Genomic DNA, 18,231 nt, shown 5'->3' with positions numbered 1-18,231 from the left:
GGAACATGGAGGTATAAATGTTTAAGAAGTACGACGTAGTTGTAGTAGGCGCAGGGCACGCTGGCTGCGAAGCAGCGGCAGCAGCGGCTAACATGGGCTCATCAGTTTTATTGATAACCATGAATATGGGTGTAATAGCTCAGATGAGCTGCAACCCAGCAATGGGTGGGGTAGCCAAGGGTCAGATAGTGCGCGAAATTGATGCGATGGGTGGTTATTCAGGAATTATAACTGATAAAACATCTATCCAATTCAGAATGCTGAATCTGTCAAAAGGGCCGGCTATGTGGAGTCCACGCGCTCAAAGCGACCGCATGCGTTTTGCTGAAGAATGGCGCCTGGCTTTGGAGAGAACACCAAACGTTGATTTTTGGCAGGACACAGTTAACGAAGTTTTGGTAACTAATAACACTGTAAGGGGTGTAAAAACATCTCTGGGAATAGAGATAGAGTGCCGGGCGGTTGTGTTAACTAATGGAACGTTTCTAAATGGCATAATTCATATCGGCGAGAAAAGATTTGGCGGAGGAAGAACAGGGGAGAAGGCTGCAACAGGCTTAACAGAGCAACTAATAGCTGTAGGCTTTGAATCTGGCAGAATGAAAACAGGCACCCCCCCACGTATTGATGGTAGAAGCCTGAACTATGCTGTTATGGAAGAACAGCGGGGTGATGAAGTAAGGGGCAGATTTTCATATACCGATGTTGAGCAAATACAGGAACAACGCTGTTGCTGGATAACGTACACCAATACCAAAGTGCACGAAACCTTAAAAGAGGGCTTTGAAAAATCACCAATGTTTACAGGCCGGATAAAAGGCTTGGGTCCGCGCTATTGCCCATCTATTGAAGACAAGATCAACCGCTTTGCAGAACGCGACAGACATCAGATATTTGTAGAACCTGAAGGTTTGAATACCGTTGAGATCTATGTAAATGGATTTTCAACATCACTTCCGGAAGATGTACAGTATAAAGCATTAACACAAATACCGGGTTTTGAAAATGCCAAAATGTTCCGTCCGGGTTATGCCATAGAGTATGATTACTTTCCACCTACTCAATTAGGCTTAACCTTAGAGACTAAATTGGTAAGTAACCTGTACTTCGCGGGCCAGATAAATGGTACAACAGGTTACGAAGAAGCGGCATCACAAGGATTTATTGCGGGTATAAACGCTCACCTTAAAATAAATGATAAGCATGAGCTTATAATGAAACGATCAGAATCATACATAGGTGTATTGATAGACGACTTGGTAACTAAAGGTACAGAAGAACCGTACAGAATGTTTACTTCAAGAGCTGAGCATAGACTATTACTAAGACAAGATAATGCTGATATCCGCTTAAGTCCGATAGGCCATGAGTTAGGTTTGATCAGCGATGAACGTTTAGAAAAAGTAAACAAAAAAATAGCCGACTCAGACGCAATAGTAGCGTTTGCCAAATCTCGTACCATTGTGCCCGGTAGTGTGAATACCTTATTGGATGAATTAGGTACAAGTAATATCAATCAAAATGTAAAGCTATTCAATTTGATCAGCCGCCCGCAGGTATCTATCAATGATCTGAGAAGAACTGATGATTCGTTAAATGAGCTACTCAATAATTATGACAAAGAAACTATTGAGCAGGCTGAAATAAAAATCAAATACGAGAGTTATTTTGAAAAGGAACTGGAGATTGTTGCCAAGATGAAAAAGATGGAAGATAAAGAGATCAATCCTGATTTTGATTATCATCAACTGGTATCACTTTCAAAAGAGGCGCGGGAAAAACTAATGCGGATTAAACCGCGAACTTTAGGACAGGCCTCCCGCATTTCGGGTGTTTCGCCATCAGATATATCAGTTTTGATGGTGCATATTAGAAATTAATGGATAAACCATTGTAAATCAAATATTTATAAAATATCGTTTATAAACCATTTTCTCTGAATTTTAGTGATAACCTTCATGAAAAGTAAAAAGTGGCTCATATAGCTTAAAAATAATGTCAAACGCAAAATCACAATTTTTCGGACTTTTTAAGCCTTTAATTTTGGCATTATTCGCACTTTCGGGTTGCGCGGTTCAACAAAAGCCGCAAGGCGGCCCTCGCGATAAGGAAGCGCCCAAATTATTGCTGGCCGTACCGAAAGATCAAACCAGAAATTTTACCGGTAAAAAAATTGAACTGACTTTTGACGAATATTTTAAGCTTAATAATCAATACCAGGAAATAAGTATCTCGCCCGCTCAGGAGCGATTGCCGGAGTTCACGGTGAAACAGAAAACGCTGCAGATAGAATTGAAGGACACGCTTCAGAAAAATACAACTTACGTTATTAATTTTGGTAAAGCCATTGTTGACGTTAACGAAGGAAACCAGGTAAAAAATTTTACTTATGTTTTTTCTACGGGACCATCAATAGATTCATTAACTATAAGCGGTAACGTTTTCAATGCCATTACCCAAACTATAGAAAAGGAAGCTACAGTGATGCTGTTCAACCTTCAGCAGGATTCGCTACTGTTTGGGAAAAAGAAACCTGCTTTGTTTACTACAACTGACACTGCAGGCAACTTTAAATTCAGTAACCTTAAAGCAGACAACTACCGGATATACGCTTTAAAAGAACAAAGTGGCGATAAGATCTATAACAACGATGGCGAGCTGGTTGCATTTAAGGCTAATCCTATCAGGCTAACCAAAGATACTACAGGCATTAAGCTTACCTTATTTAAAGAGGTTCCTGATAAATTGCGCTACCCTAACAGGGCTTTTGATCCTGCCGGTGCTATGTTTGTTAGCACCAACAGGCCATTGAATCGTCCATCCGTAAAGATCCTATCCCCGGAAGCTCTGGATGTGCAGAAAGTGGTTGAAATCAATAAAACAGCTGATTCGATCCATGTATATTCGAAAAACATGGATTTTGACTCACTGAAATTAGCTTTATATGAGGCCGGTAAACCTTTTGATACCTTAACTTTCAAGAAAGGAAGAAAAGAGACGTATCAAAGAAACTTTACTTTGGGATATAACATTACTCCAAACGGTACAATTAAGCCTGGCACCGACTTAATTATAACCGGCAACATGCCTATTGATACGTATACGCAATCGGCCATGACATTAATGGAAGACTCGGCAAAAGTTAATTTCCAGTTACAACGCGATACAAGTACGCAAAAACGACTGATTTTAAAATACCGCTTTAAACCAAAAGCTAAGTATACCTTAACTTTTAATGAAGGTTCGTTAGTTGACATATTTGGCGATAAATTAAAGCGTACGCAAAAAATATTCAGCTTAGATAACGCTGAAAACTACAGCGAGCTTACCATGCGTATAGCTGTACCCGATACCGGCAAAAGTTATATAATAGAATTACTTACAGCAAGCACCGACCAAAAAAACGTTGTGCGCACCCAAAGGATCACACGGAATACCGCTATAGTTTATAAAATGCTTTTAGCAGGGAAATACCAGTTAAGAGTATCATACGATGCCAATAAGAATGGTAAGTGGGACACCGGAAGCGTATCAAGAAAAACCCAGCCTGAAAATGTTTGGTTAAATCCTACCATTTATACCATAAGGCCTAATTGGTCTGACGAGCAAACTATTCAAATACCGCCCGAGCCACCTATTGCTCCGTAAACCAGCTGGAGTATAAAATATAATTATCAGGAAGTTTATCCAGTAAAGCCTTATGCTCATCAGTTAAAGGCTTTATTTTTTTGGCAGGAGACCCGGCATATAAAAAGCCTGATTCGCAAGTAGTTCTCTCTAATACTACAGAACCTGCGCCTATTATAACATATTCCTCTACAACAGCACCATCCATTACAATAGCCCCCATACCCACTAATGAATGATCTTTTAAAGTGCAGCCGTGTACCAAAGCGTTGTGGCCAATTGATACATAATTACCTATGTTGGTAGGCGCTTTTAAATAAGTGCCATGTATTACTACGCCGTCCTGTATATTGGTATTATTACCTATTTTGATGTAGTTAACATCACCACGAATAACCGCATTAAACCAAACAGAGCATTTGTCGCCCATTTGTACATCGCCAACTATGGTGGCGTTATCGGCAATAAAACAATTGTTACCCCATGCAGGAGCTTTATCTTTTACAGGCAGGATTAAAGGAGGCATAGATATTAAATTGAGTAGGGGTTTATTAAAGTTAATCCCGCTATATTTTGAAAATCAGATACATTTCTTGTTACCAAAGTCAAACCATAATGCAATGCAGTAGCAGCAATTAACGCATCAGGCAGCTTTATTTTTCTTGATGATCTGATTGAAATTGTTTGTATTTCAACGGGTTGATCTATATTAAAAACTATAGCAGCGCCAATAAATTCATCTATTCTAATTTTATCAGCATCAGATAACCCGGAATAACCTGAAATTTCAATTTGAGTTATAATTGAAATAATTGGCTCGGCGGAAAAAAGAAGGTCTTTACCTTTAGCAGGTAAAATACCATTGAGGAAATCTATAATAACATTAGAATCTATTAGATACCTCGCTCCCATTCGTCACGAGTTTCTTCAATATGTTTCCTTAATGCATCACTCGTATCGTCAGACATAACAGCCCAAAAATCACCCATAGTTTTCTTAGCCCCTGACCTTTTCAATTCATCAAGCGCTAAAAAAGTGATCTCAATTTCCTTCCCAACATACTCAGCTGGAATATCTAATTGTATATGACTATTACTCGGAACTACTACAGTGCGCACCATACTCAAATTTACATTATTATTTTCTAATAACTTAAATCCTATCTACTTTAGTATAAAAAGCGGAAATAGCTCAGCTGGTAGAGCATCAGTTTCCCAAACTGAAGGCCGCGGGTTCGAATCCCGTTTTCCGCTCTGTTTTTAACTAACACATTTTACTAAAACACCGTATCTTCCAAAATCTCCTTATGCTCCGGATAATCTGTAGTATAATGCAATCCCCGGCTTTCCTTCCGCATCATGGCCGATTTTACTACGATGTACGATACCTGGATCAAATTACGCAGTTCACAAAGCTTAACAGATACCTTTGTCTTTTTGTAGAAATCTTCGGTTTCTTCATACAATAAACCTAAACGGCGCATGGCTCTTTCCAAACGAAAATCAGAGCGAACTATACCTACGTAGTCGCTCATCAGTTTCTGCATTTCGCGTACGTTGTGAGTAACCAATATATCTTCGTTTGATAATTGTACACCTTTTTCATCCCAATCAGGTATATTATCAGGGATAACTTTACTGGTTATATCTTTAACAGCGTCTGTATAAATACGATGCGCAAATACTAAAGCCTCTAATAATGAATTGGAAGCCAAACGGTTAGCGCCATGTAAACCGGTTGATGAACATTCGCCACAGGCATACAAACGGTTGATTGATGAACGCCCGAAGTGGTCAACCAAAATACCGCCACACATGTAATGACACGCAGGCGCTACAGGTATCATATCCTTGGTCATGTCAATACCTATATCCAAACACTTGGCATAAATATTAGGGAAGTGAGCTAATATATCCTGTTTATTACGATGACGAACATCCAGATAAACATAGTCTTCGCCCGATTTTTTTATCTCGGCATCAATAGCTCTTGCCACAATATCGCGTGGAGCCAATGATCCGCGTGAGTCATACTCATACATAAACTCCTCACCATTGGTGCGCTTCAACACGCCACCAAAACCACGTACGGCCTCTGATATTAAAAAGGACGGATACTCACCGGGATTATACAAAGCAGTAGGATGAAATTGAATAAACTCCATATTACGTACCTTACCTTTAGCGCGATATACCATGGCCATACCATCACCGGTTGCTATGGTTGGATTAGTGGTTATAGAATAAATGTGGCCGGCACCACCCGACGCCATAACTGTGACCTTTGATAAGATCTTATCAACTTCTTTAGTTTGATTGTTTAAAGCATATATACCATAGCACTCAATATCAGTACTTGATTTGTCAACAAACTGACCTAAATGGTGCTGCGTTATCAGCTCAAGGGCAAAATGGTGAGTTAATATTTCTATATTCTCGTTTTGATGGATCTGTTCTAATAAGGCACGCTCCATCTCAAAACCAGTGATATCTTTATAATGTAATACCCTGAATTCAGAATGACCACCCTCTTTAGCCAGGTCATAAATACCATCATTAGTTTTATCAAAGTTGGTTCCGTAATCAATAATTTCTCTAATTCTGTCCGGACCTTCCTTTACCACAATTTCCACAACTTCTTTATCACACAGCCCATCACCGGCAATCAGGGTGTCATTTATGTGTTTTTCAAAAGAATCTTCTTTTTTATCCACAACTACCGCAACACCACCCTGGGCATACTTAGTGTTAGATTCATCTTCGTTTGCCTTTGTAACTATCAGAACGCTACCATGCTTTGCAGCCTTTAGTGCAAAACTCAAACCGGCAATGCCCGATCCTATAACAAGGAAATCCACAGATCTGGTCATAAAATATATAGTATATGTGTAAAAATAGTGCTTCTGTTAATATTCGCCCTTAAAGATGTTAATTTTGTGTAAGTAATTTCTTAATAAATAATAACACGGTGGATAACTCCAAAATTTGACTTTATCCGCCATGATTTTTAAGCTACTTTTGCGCAGCTGTTGCAATGAAACTAACATTTTTCAACAACAGAAAATATTAACAAATATCTTTTTAAAACTAAAGTTGCACTAACAAAGTTGTCTTACAATCAGCATAATAAAACATAAAAAACAGAGGAAATGTGTTAATAACCGGTTAGTAATATATTCCTCAAAGAAATATCTGTTCTATTTATAAACATAACTAACACCTTAATAACAATAGTTTAATTTATTTTAAATAATTAGTTGTTATTACTTGAATTGTGGAAATGAATACCTTCGAAGAAATAAATCTGAAAGGCTACGTTGAAGAGTACATAGATCCAACGCTTGACCTTTTTGCGGAAATTGAAAAACTTAAAAAAGAAAAAAATGCTGTTATACTGGCTCATTACTATCAGGATGGCGACATACAGGATATTGCAGACTATATTGGCGACAGTTTGGGGCTATCGCAACAAGCCGCAAAAACCGATGCCGACATTATTGTTTTTGCCGGTGTACACTTCATGGCCGAAACAGCCAAGATATTATCGCCAACAAAAAAAGTTTTATTACCCGACCTAAAGGCCGGGTGCTCACTGGCCGACAGCTGCCCACCGCATTTGTTTAAAAAGTTTAAGGAGCAATATCCTGATCACCTGGTGATAACTTATGTAAACTGCACGGCCGAACTGAAAGCATTGAGCGATATAGTTTGTACCTCAAGCAACGCGGTACAAATTGTAGAAAGCCTGCCAAAAGATCAGAAGATCATCTTTGGTCCGGATAAAAACTTAGGCGCTTACGTAGCCAAAAAAACCGGTCGCGACCTGGTGCTATGGAATGGTGCCTGTATGGTACATGAGATATTTTCGCAGGAGAAAATAACCCGTTTAAAAGAGCGTTACCCGGGTGCTAAACTGTTAGCTCATCCTGAATGCGAGGATGTTATATTAAAAATGGCCGATTATATTGGGTCCACAACCGGTATATTGAAATATGCTACTAACAGCCCTGAAAAAGAGTTCATTGTAGCTACCGAGCCGGGCATAATTCACCAGATGCAGAAAGAAAACCCTGATAAAGTTTTTATACCTGCACCACCTAATAACCAGTGTGCCTGCAATGATTGTCCGCATATGAAAAGGAACACTTTGGAAAAGTTATACCTGTGCATAAAAAATGAAATGCCCGAGATAACTGTTCCTGATCATATCATTGAAAAAGCAGTTTTGCCTATTGAAAGAATGCTGGAGATCTCGGCAAGGTTGGGGTTGTAGATTAGTGACTGGAGATTAGAGATTAGTTTTATCACTATTCAACTAATCTCCAATCAACTAATCACTAAAGAATTAAACCTTTCCTATCATCCTCCCTCTAAAATCGTATTAAACAAATACGATTATGAAAAAATTTGTCCTTTTAACGGCCATAGTGGTGATGGCGTTAGGCGCTGAGGCGCAGCGAAGATATGGCCCTCCACCCAGACGTGTTCCACCGCCGCGCTATGCACAACCGGCTCCGCGCTACCAGCAACGCGGTAACTATAATCCGTTACAACCCAGCATAGGTTTTAAAATTGGCGCCAATATTTCTAACAGCGTAAGTAGCCGGGATTATGGTTACACTACGGGTAGCTTATTAGGTTTAAACGTGGGTTTATTTGCCGATTTGCCTATTATACAGCAAATAGCTTTTGCGCCTGAGGTATTGTATTCGCAAAAAGGTTATGTTGTAGGTACAACCTATGGCCGATTTACACAACGCAGCCATTTTATTGATGTGCCTTTGCTGGCTAAGTTTAAGGTAGCGCCCAATTTCAATATTTTGTTAGGTCCGCAGCTCTCCTGGTTAATGTCAACTACTAATACTTTTGATGACGGTTTTGTTGTAACCCAACGGTCAACTTATGATGCAGACAATAACGGCCATAAAACTTATTTGGATGGTGTTATTGGTGTCAGCTTTGATCTGAACCGAAAAATTGATCTGCATGGCCGTTATGCCATTAATTTGCAAGGCACAGACCGCTATGGCAACACTTACACGCCCGATTACCGCAACCAGGTGTGGCAGGTTGGGTTAGGCTTTAAATTCTAATTTTCTGATTTATATCTGACAACATTTCTTAAGTTGTCAGATATAAATTTTCTATATTATCTCTCTCGGTTCCTTTTTAAACTTCGTCATAATATTACAAATAGGTAAACCCTGCCCAAATAATTGATTTTTAGTAATATATTTTAATTAATAATTTTTATAGATTTGATTATGTGTCTCCTGCTAACACAGGCTGCCTGTAACCTATCATATGAAAATAAAACTCTTAGTGGTAATTTTAATTGCCTTTTGCTTATCAAACTGCAATACTGATAAACATGATGAAATTGTTTTGGTAATAGGTAAGTATAAACTTACTAAGCCGGAACTTGAGTTAAAGCGAAAAAAAGATAAATACAAATTTCTTAACGAACAGGCTTTAAAAGAAAAGTTAATTGAGGAGGGCAGAATTATTGCTTTCGCGTTGGACAATAGGTACGACACCTTAGCTACTTTAAAAAAACTTTTTGAGTATGCTTCCCGGTCTTATGCTTCCGAGGTAGATGGATTTGTATGGAATAAAAAGGTTAAAGCTAAACTTGAGCTAACAGACAACTATATTAAGAGTATCTATCTTAACAGGTCGCAGGAGTATCTGTTAGATGTGGTGTTATTTAGCGATAAAAGTTCATTAGACAAATACTACAAATCGTCAGATAATTTTAACGTTATAAAAGCTAAGGCGCGTTCCAAACCAGAGGCTAAAGTTTTTAATGCCAGTGTAAAGTTTCCGTATTACCCACTTAGCTACTATACAGATAGTATTAATAATCTTAAAGTAGGACAAATTATAGGTCCGTTAGAAACCGAGCGTGGATACTTGGTGGCGCATGTACTGTCAGCAAAACCTATAGTTAAAAATACGTATAAACAGGAAAATACAAACATCCGGCAAGAGGTGCTTTTTGGTTTAAAGCAAAAATACCTGTGGGAAAACCAGAAGCGAATAACTAAAGTAGCTGACCCTGAAATTTATAACAATGCTGTTCAAGAACTGGCAGCAAATTTTGATGAGCAAAACAAAAATTGGCCCGGTGTAAAACCCAATCTGCTTATCATGAAATATAATTTAGGCGGAAAACGTATTTCTTACCTGCTTTCAGATTTACGGGAATTTATAACTAATCAACCGGTATTTTTCGGATCGTTAACTACTCCCGATGGTGTAAAAAAAATACTTCTCAATATTATAATTGAACAGTATCTGTTTGCCGAAGCTAAAATGATGAATATGGAAGTTTATCCTGAATATCAGCAATTCAGCAAAGACAATAAGGAAACTATATTCATTGAACATTACAAAAGAAATTACGTCTATCCAAAGCTTTCAGTTAACGGGAAAGAGATGGAAGACTATTATCATAAAAATATTCAAAATTTCAGATCTTTTGAATCTGCAAGTATATCGCTATTTAAGTTCAAAGACATGCAAAGCGCGTTTCAGGGGCGACCAGTTTTAGAAAGAGAAGCAAGGGGTATTGCGTCAACAGTAAGTAGTAACAGCAGTAATGGCAATATATTACCTAAAGCTGTTGAGATACAAGTGAAGATGAGCGAATTAAATAACGACCCCCAAATATTGGGCGCTATTTTAAGACTCGGGCCAAGTCAAATTTCGGCTCCGTTAAAATTGAATAAACAAGTTGTGATAGTAAAAGTAACGGGTAAACAAGGATTAGCAACCATCCCTTTCATTTACGTTAAAGGGGATATACAACGGCTGATCTATTTTCAGAAAGAAAAGCAAATTACTACGCGCCTTGAAGAAGGATTAAAAGAAAAATATCCGGTTGAAAAGGATGAACTAAAGGAGGCAATTTCCGAAATAAAATAAATACCCCATAAGTACTATCACTATAAATGAACCAACAATAGCCTTATTATATAATTCCAATTTAAATCTAAAATCATGAAAAAAACTTTTTTAATTATTGCGATACTTTGTTTTATTTCAAACAGTTTTGCGGGGCAGCTCTATTTATCGGCAAGCGGATTTTACCCGAGCGGACCTGCAGAGACGGGAGTTTATGACAGCGTGTATATAAGCGATTACTACAATTATGTAACAATTTCGGGTGGCACATCAAATCAAGCCGTTAGCGACGCTTTTTGTTTCACAGACGTTGTTTATACCGACGCCACCGGTTGGCATCAGTTCTCCAATCAATATGGAGGCCCTGGTAATGATAGCGCTAATTTTTATCATGTAATAGGTACTGTTAATCAATCCAGCACGGTGGGAGTAAATCTTGAAGTTTTTGGCTTAGATGGATGGGCAACACTTAATTATTAAACTAATCTTAGAATAAAGCTTTATTGGCTATTTTTGGTAAGCCTGGTTAAACTTAGCCAGGCTTTTTTACTTACTTACGTTTGAGCATTGGTAGACTTTAAATTCTAAAAAATTTTCCGGCTTCGCCGGTAGAAATAGTTAGTGAGGGTTATGGCAGTGCTGTAGCCCTTTTATTATTTTCAAGAGCATCCTGCAGGTGTTGTGGCAGGTTGGAAAACAAATTGTAGCCCGTTGCCATTTCAATGTCTCTGACACTTACTAAGTAATATTCCCAACGGTTATTAACATTGTTATTGTTGGGAGTGTTAATAGCAATGATACGGGTTGCTGCGTTTACACGTTGCAGATCATTATTACCCGCCGGGATAATCAACGCGACCTTCCAGATGTTAGCCGGCACGTTTATTTTGTTAGTTCCGGATGCTATGTTGGTAAAATAACCTTTAGCTCCCGTTCCGCCGGTACCGTAACTGCCCATAATTACATAAACCTCATTACCCTGCAAAACCAGCGAACGCAGGTAATCCTCAAAATTTCCCCAGGTATGTTGGTTATTATTGGGGGCCTGCGGAATCATGTTGGTCATTAAAAAAGTAGCTGCGTTGGCATTAGTAGAACTTGTCCTATCGGCAGAGGGGCAGTTATGGCCGCGGTCAAAGCCATATTTGTTATAGCTGTAACTGTTGTTTTTCACAGCGAACCATCCGTTGGGTAAGCCATTGTATGCTGCAAAATTATCCAGGCGAGGGGCGGTGTTATTGATATTTGCGGCATCTAAATGCCAGCTTACCCAGTTAGGACAGGATTTTGAGTTATTGTATGATTCTATATAATAACCCATATCCATCAAATAATTATCGGCCATGGCCACAACCGTTTGCGCGCCCGATGGATTGCCAAATAACATATTGCTGTTGTCGCCTGTTACAGGCGGCGCATCTTTACCAATAACTACGCCTCTTACAGCAGCGGGTAATGCCTTGGAAGTATCAGGCGTTTGTACCTCGGGAATACCCATCAATATGCCGGCATCACCCGAGCCTTTAAACGTAATGTCATCAATATTTATGCGGGAAGAACCGTTTTTAACGAGCTTAAAACGCGCCGGTTTATTGATGTTGAAAGAAAATTGATCTGTACTTAAGGCAGTGGCAGTATCAGTAACAGGTTTACCTAAAGGAATATAGGTTGAGCCACTATCTATTGAAAAATACAACTGCCACTTAGCATCAGCGTCTTTTCCATATTTAGAATGTTTGATACTGATCTGCTTTACCTCGGCCAGATCAAAGTTCATGCCTATGAAACCATTTCTTAACCGAACAGATTTTTTCCCGTTTTTAACATCAGTACTGTCTTCGCCAATTAGCGCATCTTTAAATGTCCAGCTGCCGGTTATCAGCTTAACATCGGCTTTTTTGTAATTAGATTTTTCGCCGGTTTCAAAATCTTCGGTAATGGTGTATGCTGTTGGTTGCAAAGCAGGTACAGTATTCACAAAATGCTGCACACGCACAAGCTCTTGCTTAGGCGCAGTATAATTGCAGCCAAACAAGGTACTTACAAGTAAAAAAATAGAAAAATAACTCCGGCGCATCGGCTTAAAGACCTATTTAAAACAACGGTCAAACTTAATAAAAGCATTCAAGGCTGCAATTGAACAGGGTTTTGTATTTTTGCTAAGGCGAAAACAGGTATTATGGCAATGTTTGATAATAAAGAGAAAACCAATATAGAGGCTTTAGGCGAGTTCGGTTTAATAAAACATTTAACAGACAATATTGAACTGGTACAGCCAGGAACCATAAAAGGTGTGGGTGATGATGCCGCAGTTTTAGATACCGGCGGTAAAAGAATGCTGGTATCAACAGATCTGTTGTTGGAAGGTATACATTTTGATCTGGCTTACGTACCGCTGAAGCACCTGGGTTATAAAGCCATACAGGTTAACCTGAGTGACATTTATGCCATGAACGGTATAGCTACACAGGTTACAGTTTCCATCGGCATGTCAAGCAAGTTTCCTATTGAGGCTATCGAAGAATTATATGAAGGCATTTACATCGCCTGCAAAAAATATGGCGTTGATGTGGTAGGAGGTGATACCTCCGCATCTAAACAAGGCTTAGTGATTAGCGTTACTTCTATAGGGTATGCCCATGCCGAAGATGTGGTATATCGCAATACCGCGCAGGAAGGTGACCTTATCTGCGTTTCCGGCGATCTGGGTGGTGCTTACGTAGGTTTACAGCTTTTAGAGCGTGAAAAGATGATCTACCTGGAAAATCCAAATATTCAGCCTGATCTGGAAGGAAAAGACTACATCGTTGAGCGCCAGTTAAAGCCAGAAGCCCGTAAAGATATTGTTGAATTGCTGAAAGATATTGAGGTTAAACCAACGGCCATGATAGATGTGTCTGACGGTTTAGCTTCGGAGATATTACACATTTGCAGGCAAAGCAACAAAGGCTGCAGCATTTATGAGGAGAAAATCCCGATAGACCCGATGACCTTTGAAACAGCCCGCGAGTTTAATCTCGACCCAACAGTGTGCGCTTTAAGCGGGGGAGAAGACTATGAGCTATTATTTACCGTTAGGCAGGCCGATTACGACAAGATCAAGTTCAAAATGGACATCAGCATTATTGGCCATATAACCGAACCGGCGTCGGGCTGTAACCTGGTAACACGTTCGGGTAACATGCACGAGATCAAGGCGCAGGGATGGAACGCGTTCAAGCCTAAAGAAGCGGAATAGGTGTAACATTAATTAGCCAATCGCCTCTAAAAGTATATGAAAAGACTTTTACCTTTTTTACTGATCGCTGTAGTTTTTGCATCCTGTTCAGAAAACTACTCTAATGGAGAGCGCATTGGTGTTATTACACAGTTCTCCTACACCGGCCTGTGGTGGAAATCATGGGAGGGGCACCTCAATGTCACCCAAACCGGAATGAACAGCAGCGTACCTTTTGATTTTTCTATTGATAACAACAACCCCGATCAAAAGGTGATCAATATACTTGATAGCGCGGCTCAACATGGCTGGAAAGTAAAGCTGGTTTACCATGAAACCAAAGGGAAAAACTGGTTTAACAACCGCGGCGAAACCGATCATTTTGTAACCAAAGTTGAGGTGCTGGATAAAAACATGGCTTCGTTATTCCAAAACCAAAACCAGCGTGCAGGACGCGTTGTCGACACCATCTATGTGGTGATTGATAAAAGTGAATTGAAAAAGAAATAAGTATCTTACACAAAAAACTAATTAAATCTTATCCATGAAAAAAGCTTTCATTTTGGGCTTAGCCTGCTTTTTTGCGCAAGGCGTTTTAGCCCAGCAATCTGTTAAATTCAGCGTAAAATATTTACCCATGCGTACTTATGCCACATCTTACAAAATGGATATGGACATGAATATGAACATTGACGACGCCAGCGTGGCTAAAGCCATGAAGGATGCCGGACAGCCGGCAGCCATGTTAATGAAAATGAACATGAATATGGGCTTTGATATAAACACCAAAGCACAGGATGCAAAAAAGGATGTACCCTTTAAAATGACTTACAAGGAAGTTGCTATGAGTGGGTCAATGAATGGACAGGCATTGCCTTTGCCGCAAAGCAGCATTACAGGTGTAAGTCTGTTGGGCCACTATGCTAACCAAACTAAAAAAATTGAAATTGACGGCCTTGAAGGTGGAACCCTTGAAGCCGCTAAAAAGGCAGAAGCCGAACAAATACTTTCTCAGGTTTTTAATCAATTCAATTTCCCGGATACTACTTTGAAAGTGGGCGACACCTTCACACAGGAAACACCTTTGAGCGTTCCAATTGCCGGCAACAACACCCAGGTAATGACCAAGGTAAAATATACGCTAAAAAGCATACAGGGCAACCAGGCCACGTTTGATATTGATCAAGTGGTAGACATGAAAATGGCTATGCCGCAGACAGGGGAAATGGTGATGAAAGGTGGGGGAAAAGGAGAAATGGTTTATGATATTGCTGAAAAATTTCCGGTAAGCTCTAAAACCAATATGGATTTTAACTTTAAAATGAGTACAGGTGGAACACCCATATCAGGAGATATGAAAGGGTTAGCTATAATGGATGTTAAGGTAACCAAGAAATAGTTTTAGTTGTTAATTTAATCGCCAGACTAATCAATCGTTCAGGATATTGGAAACGCTTTGGGTTGATTTTCAAAATAGTGGACAAGATGGTGTTCGTCTTATATGTAACGGCACAATCGAAGAACTAAAGAATAAGAATATAACCCTGAAAGATGGTCTTACATTTTCAATTTGGAATGATGATGAAGACGAGCATGGAAACAAGTATAGAATATAGTTAAAGCTGTTATTAAATATAGCGGCATAGATCAATGCTGGATTGCACAGTATAATGAAGCAGATTTAAGGCACGAATCACAGGGTTAAATAAACGATTGACGACAAACCATGAAGAGGAGGCACATTAAGCCTCCTCTTCTGTTTCATCACCAATGTATTTCTGGTCTATCTGCTTATTAGCCTTAGCGCCAAGGCTGCGTATTTTCTCAGCTGTACGGGTTAGGTTACCGTTGCCATCAGTCAGTTTATTCAATGCGGCGTCATACGCGGTTTGGCTTTGTTTAATGTTTTTGCCAATGCTTTCCATATCGGCAACAAAGCCAACAAATTTATCATACATAGCGCCGCTTAAACGGGCAATTTCCAACACGTTTTTATTCTGACGTTCCTGTTTCCACATGCTGGCAATGGTGCGCAGGGTGGCCAGCAGGGTAGAAGGACTTACAATTACCACCCGTTTATCCCACGCATCGCTGAAAAGCTCCGAATCTATCTGAACCGCCAAACTGAATGACGATTCTATTGGAACAAAAAGCAACACAAAATCGGGCGAGTTGATCTGGTACAGATCGTGATAATTTTTGGTGGACAGGTTATGCACATGCCCACGGATGGACTCCACGTGTGCTTTTGAGAACAGTTTCCTTTCATCTTCGGTATCGCAATTCACCAAACGCTCATAAGCTATTAATGATACTTTTGAGTCGATCACAAGGTGTTTGTTATCCGGCAGGTCAATAATAGCATCCGGCTGTAAGCGGGTGCCATCCAGGCCGGTTATACTGGCCTGCAGGCGGTACTCCCTGTCGCGCACCAGGCCCGAGCGTTCCAGTACTTTCTCCAGTATCACCTCTCCCCAGTTACCCTGTTTTTTATTGTCGCCTTTTAGGGCTTTGGTCAGGTTGCTGGCCTCGTCGCTTATTTGCTTGTTCAGCTCCATTAACTGGGTTATTACCCCCTTCATGGTATTGCGTTCGGCGGCTTCCATGTTGTAAACCTTATCCACTTTGTCTTCAAATGCTTTCAGGTTTTCTTTAAGCGGATTGAGGATAATATCCAGATTGCTGCGGTTTACATCAATAAATTCTTTTGATTTCTCTTTAAGGAGTTTTTCGGCAACGTTCTCAAATTCTTTTTGAAAGTGATTGCGAATTTGCTCTATTTCCCCCTTTTGCTCCTGAATTTTCTCTTGTTGAGATTTATAGTAGGAACGCGCACTTTCCAACGACTGATTGGCTGCATCTAAATTGGTGCGTACAGACAATAGTTCTTCAAGCAGGCGTTCTTTCTCCTCCTTTAGCAGTTGCGTAATGCTTTCTTTTTCAGCCATAACACCAAGCGCTTTTTGCTCAGCAATGGCCAATGATATTTTAAGCTGCTCAGCTTCCGCTTTCAAACGGCTAAAATCTTCTTCTGAAATTTGGCCAACAGCTTTAGGTCGTTTCAGAAACAACACTACAGCAACAACCAGAACAACGAGAGCGAAAGCAAGTATAACCAGATCCATTTTGATAAAAATATTAGCAAAACGAAGGTAGGAAATAGTTATAAAAACGGCAGAATTATTTTACTTACAAAACTCGGCCAGGTTGTCGGCCGCATCTTTGTCGCCAAGGTCAGCGCCTTTTTTAAAATCTTCGCAAGCACCCTTGTCATCCTTTAACATATGTTTTACGTAGCCGCGGTTATTAAAAGTACTACCGTCTTCGGCATACAGTTCAATGGCTTTGTTATAGTCCGCTAAAGCGCCTTTATAGTCATCCAGATTACGTTTGGCAACGCCACGGTTGTGATAGGCATTTCTAAATTTAGGGTCTAATTTAATAACGGTGTTGTAATCTTCAATACCACCTTTATCATCGTCTAACTCCAGTTTGGCGTTGGCGCGTTTAAAGTAGCCGTCCGGATCTGTCGGTTCCAGTTCAATATACGTGCTATAATTCTCGATCGCGTCATTTGATCGTTCCAACTTGTCATATACCAGTCCGCGGTTATAATAGCTGCTGGCAAATTTGGGGTTAAGCTCAATGGCTTTATTATAATCTGCCAAGGCGCCGGTAAAATCGTCTTTATCAAATTTGATTATGCCTCGTGCATTATACGCGCCATTATAGCCCGGATAAAGCTCTATGGCCTTGTTATAAGCAGCAACAGCGCCATCCGTATCTTTCATATGCTTCTTAACATTGCCTAACTCGTAATAGCAATCCTCGTCGTTAGGGTTAATGGCAAGCGCGGCATTTAAATCTTCAATGGCGCCTTTATAATCTTCCAATCCGTCTTTTGACAGCGCGCGATGGTAGAAAGCATTCAGGCTTTTATCATTTAAAGCTATGGTTTGCGTAAAGTCTTCAATAGCCGATTTATAATCTTCCAAAAGTTTTTTGGCAATACCTCTTCCTAAATAATAAGTATCGTTTTTCGGGTCAAGCGCAATAGCTTGTGTGTAATCCGCAATAGCGCTTTTATAATCACCCTTCCAGCGTTTAGAAAGGGCCCGCTCGTAAAAAGCGTTTGCGGTAGGCTTTATGGCTATTGCTTTGGTATAGTCGGCAATAGCGCCGTCATAATTTTCCTGGTCATGTTTAACAATTCCGCGCTCAACCCATATGTCGTCATCTTTTGAGTTAAGGGTTATGGCTTTATCCAGGTCCTGAAGCGCGTTTTTTAGTTTATTAAGTTTACGGTAAGCCACACCTCTTTTATAGTAGGCATCAGCATCTTTAGGGGTTTTATCAATTACTTTGGTGTAATAGGCAACGGTATTTTCGTTTTTTACACTATCGGTATTTGCTGACTGAGCAAATGAAAAAAAGGGCGCGCAAAGGAAGGCAATGAATAAGTATTTCATGACGAGGAAAAAG

General features: G+C 39.8%; 16 protein-coding genes and 1 tRNA gene. 10 read left to right on the top strand and 7 right to left on the bottom strand.

All coding sequences use genetic code 11. The annotated features are described in order from the left end of the window. Positions 1-17 precede the first annotated feature (17 nt). Together mnmG and CLV57_RS01760 are read left to right on the top strand one after the other, a co-directional pair. Positions 18-1,880, top strand: coding sequence for a tRNA uridine-5-carboxymethylaminomethyl(34) synthesis enzyme MnmG (gene mnmG, locus CLV57_RS01765; RefSeq protein ID WP_100339647.1), 1,863 nt, complete (start codon positions 18-20; stop codon positions 1,878-1,880). A gap of 115 nt (positions 1,881-1,995) precedes the next feature. Further along, the gene (locus tag CLV57_RS01760) at positions 1,996-3,648 is read left to right on the top strand and encodes an Ig-like domain-containing protein (protein ID WP_100339646.1); all 1,653 of its coding nucleotides are present in this window, start codon (positions 1,996-1,998) and stop codon (positions 3,646-3,648) included. Here CLV57_RS01760 and CLV57_RS01755 read toward each other — a convergent pair. From CLV57_RS01755 to CLV57_RS01745, 3 genes are read right to left on the bottom strand one after another with little or no spacing between them, the layout of a single operon-like run. After that, positions 3,635-4,153 (bottom strand): gamma carbonic anhydrase family protein, encoded by a 519-nt coding sequence (locus CLV57_RS01755; RefSeq protein ID WP_100339645.1) that lies wholly within the window; start codon positions 4,151-4,153, stop codon positions 3,635-3,637. The genes CLV57_RS01760 and CLV57_RS01755 overlap by 14 nt on opposite strands. A 5-nt stretch (positions 4,154-4,158) precedes the next feature. Continuing rightward, the gene (locus CLV57_RS01750) at positions 4,159-4,539 is read right to left on the bottom strand and encodes a type II toxin-antitoxin system VapC family toxin (RefSeq protein ID WP_100339644.1); all 381 of its coding nucleotides are present in this window, start codon (positions 4,537-4,539) and stop codon (positions 4,159-4,161) included. Beyond that, positions 4,521-4,748, bottom strand: coding sequence for a hypothetical protein (locus CLV57_RS01745; RefSeq protein ID WP_100339643.1), 228 nt, complete (start codon positions 4,746-4,748; stop codon positions 4,521-4,523). Before CLV57_RS01745 ends, CLV57_RS01750 begins: the two co-directional genes overlap by 19 nt. A 59-nt stretch (positions 4,749-4,807) precedes the next feature. Here CLV57_RS01745 and CLV57_RS01740 point away from each other — a divergent pair. After that, positions 4,808-4,880 (top strand) — tRNA-Gly (locus CLV57_RS01740). A 23-nt stretch (positions 4,881-4,903) separates the two neighbouring features. Here CLV57_RS01740 and nadB read toward each other — a convergent pair. After that, entirely contained in the window at positions 4,904-6,496 is a 1,593-nt protein-coding gene (gene nadB / locus CLV57_RS01735) for an L-aspartate oxidase (protein WP_100339642.1), read from the bottom strand. Positions 6,497-6,906: 410 nt separating this feature from the next. Here nadB and nadA point away from each other — a divergent pair, with 410 nt between their 5' ends. The 4 genes from nadA (at position 6,907) to CLV57_RS01715 (ending at position 11,012) form a co-directional block, all read left to right on the top strand. Continuing rightward, complete coding sequence (gene nadA / locus CLV57_RS01730; protein WP_100339641.1) at positions 6,907-7,899, top strand: quinolinate synthase NadA; 993 nt, start codon at positions 6,907-6,909, stop codon at positions 7,897-7,899. Between the two features lie 124 nt (positions 7,900-8,023). Then, positions 8,024-8,719: a porin family protein gene (locus tag CLV57_RS01725; RefSeq protein ID WP_100339640.1), complete on the top strand. Its 696-nt coding sequence runs from the start codon at positions 8,024-8,026 to the stop codon at positions 8,717-8,719. Positions 8,720-8,930: 211 nt separating this feature from the next. Beyond that, complete coding sequence (locus CLV57_RS01720; RefSeq protein WP_100339639.1) at positions 8,931-10,553, top strand: peptidyl-prolyl cis-trans isomerase; 1,623 nt, start codon at positions 8,931-8,933, stop codon at positions 10,551-10,553. 75 nt (positions 10,554-10,628) lie between these two features. Further along, positions 10,629-11,012: a hypothetical protein gene (locus CLV57_RS01715; RefSeq protein ID WP_100339638.1), complete on the top strand. Its 384-nt coding sequence runs from the start codon at positions 10,629-10,631 to the stop codon at positions 11,010-11,012. Positions 11,013-11,160: 148 nt separating this feature from the next. Here the strand turns inward: CLV57_RS01715 and CLV57_RS01710 are convergent, their stop codons facing one another. Continuing rightward, positions 11,161-12,609, bottom strand: coding sequence for a DNA/RNA non-specific endonuclease (locus CLV57_RS01710; RefSeq protein WP_100339637.1), 1,449 nt, complete (start codon positions 12,607-12,609; stop codon positions 11,161-11,163). Between the two features lie 108 nt (positions 12,610-12,717). Between CLV57_RS01710 and thiL the strand changes: the two genes are divergently transcribed. The 3 genes from thiL to CLV57_RS01695 are packed head-to-tail and all read left to right on the top strand — an operon-like array spanning position 12,718 to position 15,148. Beyond that, positions 12,718-13,770 carry a thiamine-phosphate kinase gene (gene thiL / locus CLV57_RS01705; RefSeq protein WP_100341272.1) on the top strand — a complete coding sequence of 351 codons (1,053 nt, stop codon included), beginning with the start codon at positions 12,718-12,720 and terminating at the stop codon, positions 13,768-13,770. A gap of 36 nt (positions 13,771-13,806) precedes the next feature. Next, complete coding sequence (locus tag CLV57_RS01700) at positions 13,807-14,259, top strand: hypothetical protein (RefSeq protein WP_100339636.1); 453 nt, start codon at positions 13,807-13,809, stop codon at positions 14,257-14,259. A gap of 34 nt (positions 14,260-14,293) precedes the next feature. Then, the gene (locus CLV57_RS01695) at positions 14,294-15,148 is read left to right on the top strand and encodes a hypothetical protein (RefSeq protein ID WP_100339635.1); all 855 of its coding nucleotides are present in this window, start codon (positions 14,294-14,296) and stop codon (positions 15,146-15,148) included. Between the two features lie 343 nt (positions 15,149-15,491). Here the strand turns inward: CLV57_RS01695 and CLV57_RS01690 are convergent, their stop codons facing one another. Together CLV57_RS01690 and CLV57_RS01685 are read right to left on the bottom strand one after the other, a co-directional pair. Continuing rightward, positions 15,492-16,874 carry a DNA recombination protein RmuC gene (locus CLV57_RS01690; RefSeq protein ID WP_100339634.1) on the bottom strand — a complete coding sequence of 461 codons (1,383 nt, stop codon included), beginning with the start codon at positions 16,872-16,874 and terminating at the stop codon, positions 15,492-15,494. A 60-nt stretch (positions 16,875-16,934) separates the two neighbouring features. After that, positions 16,935-18,218 carry a tetratricopeptide repeat protein gene (locus CLV57_RS01685; RefSeq protein ID WP_100339633.1) on the bottom strand — a complete coding sequence of 428 codons (1,284 nt, stop codon included), beginning with the start codon at positions 18,216-18,218 and terminating at the stop codon, positions 16,935-16,937. Positions 18,219-18,231: the final 13 nt, after the last annotated feature.

Origin of the sequence: Mucilaginibacter auburnensis (genome assembly GCF_002797815.1) — a bacterium.
Taxonomy (GTDB): Bacteria; Bacteroidota; Bacteroidia; order Sphingobacteriales; family Sphingobacteriaceae; genus Mucilaginibacter; species Mucilaginibacter auburnensis.
This window is presented reverse-complemented; position numbering and strand designations above follow the sequence as displayed.